The following is a 15,253-nucleotide window of genomic DNA, read 5'->3' as shown; positions in this document are numbered from 1 at the left end:
CCTGTCAGGCGGTGGTGGTGGACAGGGCGAGCGGCTCGGCGCGCACCCGGAAGTCCTGGGCGGTGGCGGTGATGGCGGCCTCGGCGGCGGCGCCGGTCGCGGCGCGGAACCGGAAGCGGCCGCCCACGTGCTCGTAGTAGGCGTCCGCGTCGGGCAGCACCTCGCCCGGGCGGAGCACGACCTCGGCGTACGGCCCGTCGGCGCGGCCGGTCATCGAGGTGGACTCCGTGATGCGGCAGGGCCGTTCGGCCGGAGCGGGCACGAGCATCCAGCCGGCCACCTCACCGGTGGGGTGCGGTGCGGCCGCGGTGGCCGGGACCGGCGGCAGCGGGAGGTCCAGCTGGAGCTGCCAGGCGGCGTGCATCAGGTCGTAGCCGTGCACCTCGCGCCACAGGAAGGCGATCTCGGCGCCGCCGACGCGGGCGCCGCACTCCAGGAAGCGGCAGTGGGGGCGGCCGTCCGCGTCCCGGTCGATGAAGACTTCGAGGTGGAAGACGGTGGCCCGGCCGGGGGAGAGCGCGCCGAGGAAGGCGGTGGCGGCCTCCTCGACGGCCGCGTTGACCTCGGGGTCGTCGATCTCGACGGAGCCGAGGTGGTTCCCGTCGCGGAAGCCGAGGCAGGTGTTGAGGTAGCGGGAGGCCCGCCAGGCCAGCAGCCGTTCGCCGTCGAAGACGCCGTCCACGTGCGAGATCGGGGCGTCCACGAAGGCCTGCACGAGCATCGGCTCGCTGTCCAGGTCCAGCTCCGCGACCCGGCCGGGGCCGTCCACGCGGACCACGCCGGAACTGGAGCTGCCGGTGCGCGGCTTGACGATGACCGGCCAGCCGGTGTCCTCGCCGAAGGCGCGGACGGCGGCCGCGTCGGCCGCGGCGGCGAAGCGCGGTACGTCCAGGCCCGCGTCGGCGACCGCGCGGCACATCACGTACTTGTCGCGGAAGACGATCTGCGAGGCCTGGCGCGGGCCGGGTACGTCCCACTCCTCCCGGAGCGCGGCCCCCACCAGCAGGTCGTCCTCCTTGAGCGCGACGATCGCGGCGGGCGCGCCGTGCCGGGCGGCCAGGGCGCGCACCTCGCCGCGGACCCGCTCCAGGTCGTCGGTCGCGGGGACCAGGACGACCTCGTGGGCCTCGGGGGGCACCGAACCGGTGCCGACCGCGGTGCTCACGTAGCTGACGCGGTGGGTGGAGTGGTCGACGTAGCGGGTGAACTCGGCGTACCGCTCGCGCCAGCGGTTGACGACGACGACGTGCGGCCGGTCGTCGCCGGGGGCGGTCGCGGCCGGGGTGGCGGCGGCCGCCGTGGATTCGGGACTCATGTCCGGTTCTCCTCGTCTTCCGGGTGGGTGAACACGCAGGTGCCGCGGGTGCCGGGGTTCGCGTAGGTGATGACCGAGCCGTCCTGCGGCGCGAGGGCGCGGACGAAGGCGCCGCCGTATCCCCGGGGGGTGACGAAGATCCCCCAGTTGGCGACCCACTCCCGGAGCAGTCCGCTGTCCGGGTCGACGACCGGCTCCAGGGCCGGTACCACCAGCTCCTGCGCCACGTAGTCGCGCAGGGCGGTCGCCTCCAGGGCCGCGGCCCACTCCTCCTCGCCGACGTCCCGGCCGATCACCACGCCGTCGGCGCTGTAGCCGATGCCGGGCTTGAGGACGAGCGAGGCGCGGTGCGTACGGGCGTGCTCCAGGGCGTCTTCGCACCCCTCGGCCCCCAGCACCCAGGTGCGCGGCAGCACCCGGTCGATCAGCTCCTGCTCGGCCCCGGTCAGCGCGGCGCGCACGGCCGGGCGGTGCAGCAGGCCGAGGGCGGCCTTGCTGGTGAACAGGGCCCCTTCGAGGGGGGTGAACAGGGCGGTACGGCCCTCTGCATGCGCGCGGTTGACCCGGCTCAGCGCGGCCCGGGCGGCGGGGTCGCCGGCGATCTGGCCGGCGGCGAAGAAGCGCAGGATCACGTCCAGCGGGCGGCCGCGCAGGGTCAGCCTGCCGTCGGGGCCCTCGTCGAGTTCCTGGATCTCCCCGAGCTGGAGGTCGATGCCGTGGCCGCGCAGGTCCTCCTGGATGGAGAGGAAGACCCCGTCGTGCTCGTCGAGCGCGCCGGGGGCCTCCACCAGGGCGACGGCGGGGGCGGCCCCGGTCGTAGGGCCGGCCCCGGTCGTACCGGCGGGCGCGCCGGTGCGGGCGGCCGCGGCGGCGTGCAGTTCGGCGACCAGGTGCGCCATGGTGTCGGTGTGGCCGAGCCGGTTGCGTTCGGCGAAGTCGCGGAAGGCCGGGACGTCGAGGAAGGCGCGGTTCAGCTGGGCGCTGTCGATGCCGCCCAGTTCGCTGCCGACGTTGAGTTCCAGCAGGCGGAAGCCGGTGCCGTCGTGGAAGGCGTCGGCGCGGGCGTAGAGCAGCGGGTCGCCGTTCGCGCCCTCGCGCATCACCTCCGACAGTTCGGGAGGCAGCCCGATGGCGGCGCAGTAGCGGTCGAGGTCGCCGTCGTAGCAGCGCCGCGGCAGCGAGACGAGGACGCGGAAGAGGGCGGCGAGGTCGTCGGAGAAGGCGCTGATCTCCCGCTCGGAGACGAAGACGGGGCGGGGCAGCAGCACCTGGCCGTAGGTCTTGTCGTAGGCGGCCGGGACGGCGGCGCGGGCGGTGAGCGTGCGCAGCTCGCCGTTGGGGCGCCGGGTCTCCTCGACGTAGCGGCCGGTGACGGAGTTCTCCATGGGCGGTCTCCATTTCTGCCGGATCCGGGCATGCCGGATCACGGCACGAAGGGGAAGCCGCCGAAGGCGCGGCGGCGCGGAAAGTGGGGGGAAGGGGGTGCGGCGCTGCGATCCGGGGGGCGCATGAGGGGGGAATCCCGGAAGGGAGCGGACGGCCCGCACGAGCGGGGGCCGGGGACATGCGGGAAAGCGGTTCGATCCGCGGTGACGTGCCTTCACTGTGGCAGCGGCGCCCCCGGCGGGGGCCGCGTCCCGGGCTGCGCGTTTACGGCTGTCGTGAATGCGCCAGGCGGCCCCGGGCCGCCAGAACCGGGCAGAAGGGGATGAAGGGGCGGGCCGGGCGGTCCGCGGCGGCCGGATCCGGTTGCGCGGGGCCCGGACGGCTGCTTACCTACAGACCACTGCAGGGGCCCCACGCCCCTCCGGACGATCCGCGGTGACCACCGGACCGTCCACCAGGGAGAACCCACATGCCCCGCCTGCAGATCGTCATCGCCAGCACCCGCCCCGGCCGCGTCGGCCCCGCCGTCGCCGCCTGGGCCGCCGCCGAAGCCCGCACCCACGGCGGCTTCGAGATCGAGACCGTCGACCTCGCCGAGGCCGGCCTGCCGTTCTTCGACGAGCCCGAGCACCCGTCCACGGGCCAGTACGCGCACCAGCACACCAAGGACTGGAGCGCCACGGTCTCCCGCGGCGACGCCTACCTCTTCGTCATGCCGATGTACAACGGCGCCTTCACCGCGCCCCTGAAGAACGCCATCGACTTCCTCCACCAGGAGTGGCAGGACAAGCCCGTCGCCCTCTTCAGCTACACCGCGGGCCCCTCGGGCGGCGTCCCGGCCGTCGAGATGCTGCGCCCGATCCTCACCCGGATCGGTTTCCGCGCCGCCGGGCGCAGCGTGTCCGTGCCCGGCGTCGGCGAGTTGACCGGCCCCGACGGATTCCGTCCCCCGGCCGAGTTCGCGGGCGAGCTGAAGGGCGTCCTCGACGAGCTCGCCGAGCTGCTCGCGCCGCTCGACGCGGCCACCGCGGCGCAGGTCTGAGGGGCGCGGCCATGACCTCGCACTCCCCGCCCCCGGCCGCGCCCGGGCCCGTACCCGCCCCGGCCTGCGCCCCCGCTGCCGCCCCCGCCGCCGCACCGCGGCTGATCGTCGTCGGCAGCGGCGGGCGGCCGTACCGCGCGTACTCCTTCGCGTCCCTGCACGCCCGCTACACCCTCTCCGCGGTGCTCTCCGCCGAGCCGGACTGGCAGCGCGAGTACCTCGACTCCCACGTCGTCACCGACCTGTCCGATCCGGTCGCGATCGCCGATGCCGTACTCGCCCTCGCGGGCCCGGACATCGCCTCCGCGGCCGTGCTGACCTGGGACGAGACCGCCGTCGAGGCCACCGCGGCGGCCGCCGCCAAGCTCGGGCTGCCGCACCTGTCCGCCGAGGCCGCGAGCCGCTGCCGCGACAAGTACGCCACCCGCACGCTGCTCGCCGAGGCGGGGCTCGCCGCCGTCCGGCACCGGCTCGTCACCACCGCGGACGAAGCGGCCCTGGCCGCCGCCGAGTTCGGCTACCCGGTCGTCCTCAAGCCGCGCGCCCTGGCCGGCAGCATCGGCGTCACCCGCGCCGACGACGAGGGCCAGGTGCGGGCGGCCTTCGCCCTCGCCGACGGCGCCGCCTTCGCCACCCTGCCCACGGGCCACGGGATCCTCGTCGAGGAGTACCTCGACGGTCCCGAGATCAGCATCGACAGCGCCGTTCACGAGGGCGAGGTCCACATCGTCCACGTCGCCCGCAAGCGGCTGGGCTTCGCGCCCTGCTTCGAGGAGGTCGGCCACCTGGTCGCCGCCGTGGACGACGAGCCGTGGGCCGAGGAGGTCCGGGAGCTGGTCACCGGCGTGCACCGGGTGCTCGGCGTCACCACCGGCGTCACGCACGCCGAGGTCCGGCTCACCTCGCGCGGCCCGCGGCTGATCGAGCTGAACGCCCGCCTCGGCGGTGACCTGATCCCCTTCATCAGCGCCCTGGCCAGCGGGATCGACCTCGTGGCGGCCGCCGCCGAGCTGGCGTTCGGCAGGCTCCCCGAGCTGACGCCGACGCGCGGGGACACCGCCGAGGTCCGCTTCGTGTACGCGGCCGGCGACGGCTTGGCCCGCCCGCTCGACCTCACCGCCGCCGCGGCCGTGCCCGGCGTCGCGCACACCGCCGTCCTCGCCGGACCCGGCGACACCCTGCTGCTGCCGCCCCGCCAGGCCATCCCGCGGCTCGCCGCGCTGGTCGCGGTCGGCCCGGACGCGGCCGCCTGCGCGCGGATCCTCGACCTGGCCGAAGCCGCCGTGGACCGCACCGTGGACCCCCTCCCGGAAACGGAGACCGCCGCGTGAGCGCCCCCGTGGACCAGGCGGCGCCCCCCGGCCCGGCCGGCGCGCCCGCCGCCGGGCTGCGGGCGGCCGTCGTGCCCGGTGCCGGGACCGCGCGGACGCTGGCCGCGCGGCACGCGTACGTACCGCTCTACGTCGAGCTGCTCGACGACGCCCTCACGCCGGTCACCGCCTTCGCCCGCCTGTGCGGTCCGCAGGAGCCCGGCCTGCTGCTGGAGAGCGTCATCGGGACCGACACCACCGTCGCCGTCGCCCGGTACTCCTACATCGCCCACCGCACCCGGCCCCTCCCGCTCGGCGACGGGGACCCGCTCCTCGCGCTCCAGCCGCTGGCCGACCGCGACGTCGCCCCGCTGCCCGGACTCCCGCCCTTCCACGGCGGGGCGGTGGGCTACCTCGGCTACGAGAGCGCCCGCCACTTCGAGCGGCTGCCCGCCGCGGCGGGGCCCGGCCCGGACATGCCCGAGTCGGTGTTCCTCCAGGCCGACGACCTGGTCGTCTTCGACCACGCCACCCGCAGGGTGCTGATCACCACGCTGCACGACACGGCGGCCGAGACCTACGAGGACGCCGTCGCCCGGATCGCCGCGACCCACGACCGGCTGTACGCCACCGGGCCGTACGCCGACCCGACGTACGCCGGCCGGACCGCGGGCCGCGGCACCACCGGAACCGGCTTCCGCCCCCTCGCCCCCGCGCGCACCGCCGCGCAGCAGGACCGTTCCGCCTGGCGCGCCCACACCACCGAGGAACGTTTCCTCGACATGGTCGACACCGCCCGCGAGTACATCCGCGCCGGGGACGTCTTCCAGGTCGTGCTCTCCCAGCGGTTCAGCAAGCCGCTGGCGGCCGAACCCCTCGACGTCTACCGCCACCTGCGCGCCGTCAACCCGTCGCCGTACATGTTCCACCTCGCCCTCGGCGGCGGCCGGCACGTCATCGGCGCCTCGCCCGAACTCCTCGTCAAGGTCGAGAACGGCCGCGCGCAGACCCGCCCGCTCGCCGGGACGCGCTGGCGCGGCACCGACGCCGCCGCCGACGCGGCCCTGGAGGCGGAGCTGCTCGCCGACGAGAAGGAGTGCGCCGAACACGTCATGCTCGTCGACCTCGGCCGCAACGACATCGGCCGGATCGCCGCCCCCGGCACCGTCCGGGTGGACCGGCTCATGGAGGTCGAGCGCTACTCGCACGTCATGCACCTGTCGTCCACGGTCAGCGGCGACCTCGCCGAGGGCCGTACGCCGCTGGACGCGCTGCGCTCCACCTTCCCGGCGGGCACCGTCTCCGGAGCCCCCAAGATCCGCGCCATGGAGATCATCGCCGAGCTGGAGGACGAGCGCCGCGGCGTCTACGGCGGCGCCCTCGGCTTCATCGGCACCGGCGGCGACCTGGACACCGCCATCGCGCTGCGCACGCTCGTCATCGCCGACGGACGGGCCTGGGTCCAGGCCGGGGCCGGGGTCGTCGCCGACTCCGATCCGGCCGCCGAGTACCGCGAGACCCTGAACAAGGCGCAGGCCCTGTTCGCCGCCGTGGAACGGGCGGAGGCCTCCGCATGAGCGCGCATTCTTCCCGTACCGCCCCCCGCATCGCGGTCATCGACAACTACGACTCCTTCACCTACAACCTCGTCCAGTACCTGGCCGAGGCGGGCGCCGAGCCGCTCGTCCACCGCAACGACGGCGTCACCCTCGCCGAACTGGCCGCCCACGACGCCGTCCTGATCTCGCCCGGCCCGGGCGATCCGGGCCGGGCGGGCATCAGCCTCGCCGCCGTCCGCGCGCTCAGCGGCCGGCTCCCGCTGCTCGGCGTCTGCCTGGGCCACCAGGCGATCGCCGAGGCCTTCGGCGCCGACGTGGTCCGGGTGGGGCCCGTACACGGCAAGACCGACCGGGTGCGGCACGACGGCACCGGGGTGCTCGCCGGGCTCCCGGACCCCTTCACCGCGACCCGCTACCACTCGCTGGCCGTGGACCCCGCGACCCTGCCCGCCGAGCTGACCGCCCACGCCTGGGCCCAGGACGGCACGGTCATGGGCCTGCGCCACCGCGAACACCCCACCTACGGCGTGCAGTTCCACCCGGAGTCCGTGCTCACCGAGGCGGGCCACCGGATCATCGCCAACTTCGTCGACGCGGTCCCGGTCCGCGAAGCGGCCGGGTGCGCCGCCGGGGCCCCGCTCCTCCAGGGGGCCGCCCGGTGAAGGACGCCCTGCGCACCCTGGCGGCGGGCCGCCGCCTCACCCGCGACCAGGCGGGCCGGGCCATGGCCGCCGTCCTGGCCGGGGACGCCACCCCCGGCCAGATCGCCGGCTTCGCCATGGCCCTGTCCGCCCGCGCCGCCGACGTCGAGGAGATCGTCGGCCTCGTCTCCACCGCCCGCTCCTTCGGCGCCCGGCTCACCGGCGACGGCCGCGTCCTGGACACCTGCGGCACCGGCGGCGACGGCCACGACACCTTCAACATCTCCACCACCGCCGCGATCGTCGCCGCGGCCTGCGGGGTCCCGGTCGCCAAGCACGGAAACCGCAGCGCCTCCTCGGCCTGCGGCAGCGCCGACGTACTGGAAGCCCTGGGCGTACGGATCGACGCGGGCCCGGCGGACGCCGCCGCCTGCCTGGCCGACGTGGGCATCACCTTCCTCTTCGCGCCGGTCTTCCAGCCCGCCTTCCGGCACGCCGCCGGACCCCGGCGCGAGCTGGGCGTGAGGACCGTCTTCAACGTGCTCGGACCGCTCTGCAACCCGGCGGGCGCCCGCTACCAGACCCTCGGCGTCTCCGATCCGGCCCTGCTGGAGGTCATGACCGAGGTCCTGCACCGGCTCGGCACCGAGCGCGCCCTGGTGTTCTGCGCCGAGGACGGCCTGGACGAACTGAGCACCTGCTCCCCGTCACGGGTCGTCGAACTCGCCGACGGCCGCACCACCTCCTACCGGCTCGACCCCGCCGCACTGGGCCTCGCCCCCGCCACCCTCGCGGACCTGCGCGGCGGCGACGCCGCCGCGAACGCCCGGACCGTACGCCGGATCCTCGGCGGCGAAACCGGCCCGCGCCGCGAGATCGTGCTGCTGAACACGGCCGCCGCACTCCGGGCGGCCGGGCGGTGCGAGGACTGGGGCGCGGGCATCGCCCGGGCCGCCGAAGCCATCGACAGCGGCGCCGCCGCCGCTGTGCTCGACGCCTGGACCGCCGCCGGAGCAGCGTCGCTCCGCCCGGTCCCGGCCGCCGCATGACACGACGAGGAGCCGTACGTTGACCCGCCCCACCCCGGCCCACGCCCCACCCACGGCCGGCGCGCCCGCCCCCGCCGGCGGTCTGCTCGACGAGCTGGTCCGGGCCGCGCACCGCCAGACCGCGGCCCGCCGCGCCGAGGTGCCGTTCGCCGAGATCGAGCGCCGGGCCGCCGCCGCCCCCGCCGTACGGGACTTCGGCGCGGCCCTGCGCGCCCCCGGCCTCGGCGTCATCGCCGAGCTGAAGCCCCGCAGCCCGCTCAAGGGCCCGCTCACCGACGACTACCGGCCCGCCGACCTGGCCCGCGCCTACGCGGCGGGCGGCGCCTGCGCGCTGTCCGTCCTCGCGCACACCGAGGGCTTCGGCGGCCGTCCCGAGGACCTGGCGACCGTACGGGAGGCCGTCGGCCTGCCCGTCATGCGCAAGGACTTCATCGTCGACGCCTACCAGATCGCCGAGGGCCGGGCCTTCGGCGCGGACGCCGTCCTCCTGGTGGTCGCCGCCCTCAGCGGTGACCTGCTGGCCGAGCTGTACGCGTACGCGACCGGCCTCGGCCTGCACGTCCTGGTCGAGGTCCACAGCGAGGCGCAGGCGCGGACCGCGCTCGCGCTCGGCGCCGTCAACATCGGCGTCAACCACCGCGACCTGCGCGACTTCCGCATGGACCTCGGCCTGACCGGCCGGCTGCGCCCGCAGGTCCCCGCCGACCGCGTGCTGATCGCCGAGAGCGGCGTCCGCGGCCCGGCGGACGCCCTCCGCCTGCGCGCCGACGGCGCGGACGCGGTCCTGGTCGGCGAGACGCTGATGCGCGCGCCGGACCCGGCGGCGCTGGTGGCGCAGCTGAAGAATGCCGAGTACACCGCCGCGCCCACGACCGAGGAGACGCAGTCATGACCACCGTGCCCCCCATCCCTTCCTTCTTCCCCGACGCGGAGGGCGTGGTCCCGAACACCGAGGGCTATTTCGGTGATTTCGGTGGCAAGTTCATTCCGGAGGCGTTGGTCGCCGCGGTGGACGAGGTCGCTGCCGAGTATGAGAAGGCGAAGGTCGATCCGGCGTTCGCGGCGGAGCTGAACGATCTGCTCGTGAACTACACGGGCCGGCCGAGTGCGTTGACCGCGGTGCCGCGGTTCGCGGAGCACGCGGGCGGGGCGACGGTGTATCTCAAGCGTGAGGATTTGAACCACACGGGTTCGCACAAGATCAACAATGTGCTGGGTCAGGCGTTGCTGACGAAGCGGATGGGCAAGACCCGGGTGATCGCGGAGACCGGGGCGGGTCAGCACGGGGTGGCGACGGCCACGGCGTGTGCGCTGTTCGGCCTGGAGTGCACGATCTACATGGGTGAGGTGGACACCGAGCGGCAGGCGCTGAACGTGGCGCGGATGCGGATGCTGGGTGCCGAGGTGATCGCGGTGCGGTCGGGTTCGCGGACGTTGAAGGACGCGATCAACGAGGCGTTCCGTGACTGGGTGGCGAACGTGGACCGGACGCACTACCTCTTCGGTACGGTCGCGGGTCCGCATCCGTTCCCGGCGATGGTGCGTGATTTCCACCGGGTGATCGGGGTGGAGGCGCGGCGGCAGATCCTGGAGCGTGAGGGGCGGCTGCCGGATGCGGTGGCGGCGTGTGTGGGGGGCGGGTCGAACGCGATCGGGCTCTTCCACGCGTTCATTCCCGATGCGGGGGTGCGGCTGGTGGGCTTCGAGCCGGCGGGGCACGGGATCGGGACGGGTGAGCACGCGGCGACGTTGTCGGCGGGTGAGCCGGGGATCCTGCACGGGTCGCGTTCGTATGTGCTGCAGGACGAGGAGGGTCAGATCACGGAGCCGTATTCGATTTCGGCGGGTCTGGACTATCCGGGGATCGGTCCGGAGCACGCGTTCCTGAAGGATTCGGGGCGGGGTGAGTACCGGGCGGTGACCGATGACGGGGCGATGCAGGCGTTGCGGCTGCTGTCGCGGACGGAGGGCATCATTCCGGCGATCGAGTCGGCGCATGCGCTGGCGGGTGCTCTGGAGCTGGGCAGGGAGCTGGGCCGGGACGGGTTGATCATCGTCAATCTGTCGGGGCGGGGCGACAAGGACATGGACACGGCGGCCCGCTACTTCGGCCTCTACGACGGCACCGAGGGGCAGAGCAAGTGACGAGCACGACGGCGCCCGCGACGGCGGGGCAGGGCAACATCCGGCTGCTGGGCGAGACCCTGGCGAAGGCGAAGGCGGAGGACCGTGCGGCGCTGGTCGCCTATCTTCCGGCGGGTTTCCCGACGGTGGACGGCGGGATCGAGGCCGTCAAGGCGGTCATCGCGGGCGGCGCGGACGTGGTGGAGGTCGGTCTGCCGCACAGTGACCCGGTGCTGGACGGTCCGGTGATCCAGACGGCTGATGACATCGCGCTGCGCGGTGGGGTGAAGATCGCGGACGTCCTGCGGACGGTGCGTGAGGCGCATGAGGCGACGGGTGCTCCGGTGCTGGTGATGACGTACTGGAATCCGGTCGACCGGTACGGGGTGGAGCGGTTCGCGGCGGAGCTGGCGGCGGCGGGCGGGGCGGGGTGCATCCTGCCGGACCTGCCGGTGCAGGAGTCCGCGCTGTGGCGCGAGCACGCGGACAAGCACGGGCTGGCGACGGTGTTCGTGGTCGCGCCGTCGAGCAAGGACGCGCGGCTGGCGACGATCACCGCGGCGGGTTCCGGCTTCGTGTACGCGGCGTCCCTGATGGGGGTGACGGGGACCCGGGTCTCGGTGGGCGCGCAGGCGCAGGACCTGGTGGCCCGGACCCGTAAGACCACCGATCTGCCGGTCTGCGTCGGCCTGGGCGTCTCCAACGCGGCGCAGGCCAAGGAGGTCGCCGTCTTCGCGGACGGCGTGATCGTCGGCTCGGCCTTCGTCAAGCTCCTCCTGGACGCCCCCGACCTCCCGGCCGGCCTCGAAGCGGTCCGCGCCCTGGCGGCCGAACTTGCGGAAGGCGTCCGCAGGAACTAGCCCTCAGGCAGCCCCGCTACTCCGGCACCCGTCGCAGCAGCCCGGTTCGGGACCCCGGTAGGCGCGGTCGCAGTGGTCGCAGTTGCGCAGCGGCTCAGGCCCCGGCGGCCGTACGGGGAAGGCCCCGGCGGCCGGGGGCCGTACCCGCTCGGGCGGGATCCGCACGGTGAGCCGGTACGCGACCAGTCCCGCCGGGTTCCGGGGATGCGGGGGCAGATCGCCGCTGAGCGCGGCGATCACCGCGTCGGGCGCGGCCCCGCGCTCCAGCCAGGCCTCGGTGGCGGGCACGAACCGCTCGATGTCCCGCATCCCGAGCAGCAGCCGCGGGTCCACCGCGCGCAGAGCGACCAGGATCCGGGCAGCGGCCTCCCTGCGGGCGGGGCTGCCCTCCTCCACGGGCCGGGGCAGCGGCCGCACAGCCGCGACGACCTCCTCCGCGGGCCGGGGCAGCGGTTCCACCGCCGCGACGACCTCGCCCGCGGCCCGTACAGGGGCGCCGCCGGACCGCTCGCCCGGCGGCGCCCCGCCCCCTGCGTCCGCGCCCGCGTCGTCCTCCCCGGCCTCCGGCGGTTCCTCGCCGAGGAACCGGGGCCGGTTGTAGGAAACGGTCCGGGTGACGACCTGCCCGTTGTCCAGCCGCACCCGGGTGCGCATCAGGTAGCCGTACTTCTCCAGCTCCCGCAGCGCCTCGGCGATCCGGTGCTCGCTCTCGGGGAACCGCTCCGCGAGGTCCTTGATGCCGATGCGGTGGCCGGCCGGCAGGGACTGGATGTGGAGTGCGAGACCCATCGCGATCAGGGACATCTCGGTGTGCTGGGCCAGGTGGTTGCCGACGATCGTGAACCGCTTCTGATGGCGGACGTTCACGTGGACGACCCCGTACCGGGGAACGGCATCGGGATGCCGGGACGCGGCGCGCGAGGGCGCGCTAAGCTGCTGAGTACCCACCGGGAAGCCTTTTCTTCTCGCTGGTCAGGCCCCCGTCCGGGATTGCAGTCCCGCCGGGGGCCGACGTATGTCTGGAGTTGACGCGGCGAGCATATGCCAGCGAACCCCCTTGGATACCAGCCCAATTGGCCTAGTTCACCCATGTGAGCTACGCCCCGGCCCCCGCCCCGGGCCTCCCCGCGCCGGGAGGCTGGAGGGGCTTGGCGGGGTCCTTTCGCTTCCCGGGTACTTGGGCCTTATACGTCTAAGCCCACCGGATCGCGGATACCCGCGATCCGGCTGTGCCCGCGCCCGACGTCATCCGCCCGACCCGCCTCCGGCCCTGTTCAGGGGCTGTGAGACGCTCGCGCATCGCGAACGTTTCAGGGGTGGGGAAGCATGACGAAGAACGACGGCGGCGGTGGACCGGAGGTCTCCGACGAGGAGTGGGCGCGGTTCGTGCGGGAGGCCGGGCGGGGCGTGGAGGAGGGGCCGAAGGAGCCGTCGGCGCGGGCGCGGATGGTGACGGAGCGGCTGCGGCGCGAGGACGAGCAGCGGGCCGCGGCCGGCGGCCGCGGGCGCTTCGGGTCGCGGTCCGGCTCGCGGTCCGGGCCCGGGGCGGGCGATCCGCCCGGTTGGAGGACCGGGCCGGCCTGGCAGGACATGGAGGGCGGCCGGGGCCGGGGCAAGCGGCGGTTCAAGGCCGCCCTGGGCGTCGCGCTCGTCGCCGGGCTCGCGCTGGTCGTCGTACGGCCGGAGCTGCTGATCGACAAGCTGACCGGCGAGACGCGGGCGCGGGGCACCGCCCGGAACGCCGCCCCGCTGGCCGCGGAGACCGCCCGCCCGAGCGCGCCCCCGGCGTCGGCGGACCAGGACCGGCCGACCCTGAAGGAGCCCTTCCGCGGCTCCCCGGCGCTCCAGTGGGCCGACGGCGCGGCGGGCATCGAGCTTCCGCCCGCCACCGCCGTGGGCGGTGTGTCCCGGGAGCAGGTCGCGGCCCTGCTGACCCGTACCCGGGACCTGCTGGTCGCCTCGAACCTGGACCCCGCGGTCCTGGGCGGAGGGCGGCCGCAGGCCGCGCTCGACCTCCTGGACCCGCGCCAGGACGAGGTCCGGGGCCTCATGGAACGGGCACTGGAGAAGCCCTCCGAGGAGGCCGACCCGCTGTTCCTCTTCAGCCGCTTCGACCCGGCGGAGGTGCGCTTCCACGGCGGGGTGGTGAAGACGCGGGGCCGGATGACCGTCGAGGGCGGCAAGGACGGCGAGGTGCGGGTGCGCGCCGACTACACCTTCGTCTACCCCGTGGTCCGGGCGAAGGGCGGCTCCGACGAGGTGGCGCGGACGGTCGTGCGGCGCACGCTGACCACGGCGTATCTCGACCCGAAGGTCTGGGAGGCCACTCAAGGCAAGCTGCACGTCGTCGACTGGGCGGAGAGCGCGGGCAACGACGACTGTTCCCGGGGCGGGACCGGATACCTGCATCCGCGGTTCGACAGCGAGCCGAGCGCGGGGCCGGGCCCGTCCGGGCCGGTCACCGACCCGTACGACCGGAGCAAGCCCCAGGAAGAGCTGCCGCAGGACTGCGGGACCGTGTCGCGCACCTGACCGGGGCAGCCGGGGAGGGCCCCGCCGCGGGTGGCCGCGTGGTGCAGTTTGACCACTCAGCGTGGCGGGGTATTCTCTTCGGCCCGATTGGCGCCATACGTGCCTCGTATGGCAGACTACTCAAGTTGCTCGGCTGAGTACCGATGCTGCGCGCCTCCCGCCGGGAGGACCGGAAGCGAGTCCCACAGTACTCGTCGCCTTTACCTGCCCCTCGGGGCAGCACTGGGGCGGACGTACGGGAATCTTCTGGGAAGTGTCAGCACGGCGCCGGCCAGGCACTCGGTGGGTGTTTCTCCCCCGATGCGCGGTCCTGGGACCGCACCCCCTTGGCAGGGAATTTCCTCGGAAATTTCTTTGGAGGGAGTGCGACACGCCCGACCGCGGGGGTCGGAGGAGAGGCGGTGGAGAAATCCGCAGCCAGCCGGGAGCCAGAGCGTTTCCACAACAGACAGGACTACGGAGTAGCCATGGCGGGACAGAAGATCCGCATCCGGCTCAAGGCCTACGACCACGAGGTCATCGATTCCTCGGCGAAGAAGATCGTCGAGACGGTGACGCGCACTGGTGCGTCGGTCGCGGGCCCGGTGCCGCTGCCCACTGAGAAGAACGTGTACTGCGTCATCAAGTCGCCGCACAAGTACAAGGACTCGCGCGAGCACTTCGAGATGCGCACGCACAAGCGCCTGATCGACATCCTCGACCCGACGCCCAAGACCGTTGACTCGCTGATGCGCCTGGACCTTCCGGCCGGCGTTGACATCGAGATCAAGCTCTGAGAGGCACGGAGAAGATGGCAAAGCAGATCAAGGGCGTCCTGGGCGAGAAGCTCGGCATGACCCAGGTCTGGGACGAGAACAACCGTGTCGTCCCGGTGACCGTGGTCAAGGCCGGACCCTGCGTCGTTACCCAGGTCCGTACGAACGACATCGACGGCTACGAGTCGGTCCAGATCGCCTTCGGCGAGATCGACCCGCGCAAGGTGAACAAGCCCCTCAAGGGCCACTTCGCCAAGGCCGACGTGACCCCCCGCCGCCACCTGGTGGAGCTCCGCACCTCCGACGCCAGCGAGTACACGCTCGGCCAGGAGATCACTGCTGAGGTGTTCGAGTCCGGCGTCAAGGTCGACGTCACGGGCAACAGCAAGGGCAAGGGCTTCGCCGGTGTCATGAAGCGGCACAACTTCCGGGGCCTCGGCGCCGGTCACGGTGTGCAGCGCAAGCACCGCTCCCCCGGTTCGATCGGTGGCTGCGCCACCCCTGGGCGTGTCTTCAAGGGCATGCGCATGGCCGGTCGTATGGGTAACGAGCGCGTCACCACCCAGAACCTGACCATCCACGCGGTTGACGCGGAGAAGGGTCTGCTCCTCATCAAGGGTGCGGTCCCCGGTCCGAACGGCGGCCTCGTCCTGGTCCGTACCGCGGCCAAGGGGGCTTGA

14 protein-coding genes are annotated in these 15,253 nt (G+C 73.9%); 11 read left to right on the top strand and 3 right to left on the bottom strand.

Annotated features, from left to right (window positions below; genetic code table 11):
* Positions 1-4: 4 nt before the first annotated feature.
* Complete coding sequence (locus AC0693_RS03305) at positions 5-1,315, bottom strand: ATP-grasp domain-containing protein (RefSeq protein ID WP_478800836.1); 1,311 nt, start codon at positions 1,313-1,315, stop codon at positions 5-7.
* Positions 1,312-2,700 (bottom strand): hypothetical protein, encoded by a 1,389-nt coding sequence (locus AC0693_RS03300; protein ID WP_478800835.1) that lies wholly within the window; start codon positions 2,698-2,700, stop codon positions 1,312-1,314. The genes AC0693_RS03305 and AC0693_RS03300 overlap by 4 nt, the downstream gene beginning before the upstream one ends.
* 470 nt (positions 2,701-3,170) lie before the next feature.
* Between AC0693_RS03300 and AC0693_RS03295 the strand changes: the two genes are divergently transcribed.
* From AC0693_RS03295 to trpA, 8 genes are read left to right on the top strand one after another with little or no spacing between them, the layout of a single operon-like run.
* Complete coding sequence (locus AC0693_RS03295) at positions 3,171-3,743, top strand: NADPH-dependent FMN reductase (protein ID WP_356412999.1); 573 nt, start codon at positions 3,171-3,173, stop codon at positions 3,741-3,743.
* An 11-nt stretch (positions 3,744-3,754) separates the two neighbouring features.
* Positions 3,755-5,074, top strand: a complete 1,320-nt coding sequence (locus AC0693_RS03290; protein ID WP_478800834.1) for an ATP-grasp domain-containing protein — start codon at positions 3,755-3,757, stop codon at positions 5,072-5,074.
* Complete coding sequence (locus AC0693_RS03285; RefSeq protein ID WP_478800833.1) at positions 5,071-6,630, top strand: anthranilate synthase component I family protein; 1,560 nt, start codon at positions 5,071-5,073, stop codon at positions 6,628-6,630. Before AC0693_RS03290 ends, AC0693_RS03285 begins: the two co-directional genes overlap by 4 nt.
* On the top strand, positions 6,627-7,274 hold the full coding sequence (locus AC0693_RS03280) for an anthranilate synthase component II (protein ID WP_356413002.1): 648 nt from the start codon (positions 6,627-6,629) through the stop codon (positions 7,272-7,274). The genes AC0693_RS03285 and AC0693_RS03280 overlap by 4 nt, the downstream gene beginning before the upstream one ends.
* A complete protein-coding gene (gene trpD / locus AC0693_RS03275; protein ID WP_356413003.1) occupies positions 7,271-8,302 on the top strand; it encodes an anthranilate phosphoribosyltransferase in 1,032 nt (343 codons plus the stop codon). Before AC0693_RS03280 ends, trpD begins: the two co-directional genes overlap by 4 nt.
* A 19-nt stretch (positions 8,303-8,321) precedes the next feature.
* Positions 8,322-9,194, top strand: a complete 873-nt coding sequence (locus AC0693_RS03270) for an indole-3-glycerol phosphate synthase TrpC (protein ID WP_478800832.1) — start codon at positions 8,322-8,324, stop codon at positions 9,192-9,194.
* Positions 9,191-10,447, top strand: a complete 1,257-nt coding sequence (trpB, locus tag AC0693_RS03265; protein WP_468463056.1) for a tryptophan synthase subunit beta — start codon at positions 9,191-9,193, stop codon at positions 10,445-10,447. Before AC0693_RS03270 ends, trpB begins: the two co-directional genes overlap by 4 nt.
* A complete protein-coding gene (gene trpA, locus AC0693_RS03260; protein WP_478800831.1) occupies positions 10,444-11,286 on the top strand; it encodes a tryptophan synthase subunit alpha in 843 nt (280 codons plus the stop codon). The genes trpB and trpA overlap by 4 nt, the downstream gene beginning before the upstream one ends.
* 3 nt (positions 11,287-11,289) lie before the next feature.
* Here the strand turns inward: trpA and AC0693_RS03255 are convergent, their stop codons facing one another.
* Positions 11,290-12,153 (bottom strand): helix-turn-helix domain-containing protein, encoded by an 864-nt coding sequence (locus tag AC0693_RS03255; RefSeq protein ID WP_478800830.1) that lies wholly within the window; start codon positions 12,151-12,153, stop codon positions 11,290-11,292.
* Between the two features lie 459 nt (positions 12,154-12,612).
* Here AC0693_RS03255 and AC0693_RS03250 point away from each other — a divergent pair, with 459 nt between their 5' ends.
* The 3 genes from AC0693_RS03250 to rplC all read left to right on the top strand — a co-directional run bounded on the left by AC0693_RS03250 (position 12,613) and on the right by rplC (position 15,253).
* Positions 12,613-13,818 (top strand): serine/threonine-protein kinase, encoded by a 1,206-nt coding sequence (locus AC0693_RS03250; RefSeq protein ID WP_478800829.1) that lies wholly within the window; start codon positions 12,613-12,615, stop codon positions 13,816-13,818.
* A gap of 467 nt (positions 13,819-14,285) precedes the next feature.
* Positions 14,286-14,594: a 30S ribosomal protein S10 gene (gene rpsJ / locus AC0693_RS03245; protein WP_003948644.1), complete on the top strand. Its 309-nt coding sequence runs from the start codon at positions 14,286-14,288 to the stop codon at positions 14,592-14,594.
* Between the two features lie 14 nt (positions 14,595-14,608).
* Positions 14,609-15,253, top strand: a complete 645-nt coding sequence (gene rplC, locus AC0693_RS03240; protein WP_007265899.1) for a 50S ribosomal protein L3 — start codon at positions 14,609-14,611, stop codon at positions 15,251-15,253.

The organism is Streptomyces sp. NPDC043876 (genome assembly GCF_056435825.1).
The sequence above is the reverse complement of the archived record's forward strand: the minus strand, read 5'-3'. Positions and strand labels throughout refer to the sequence as shown.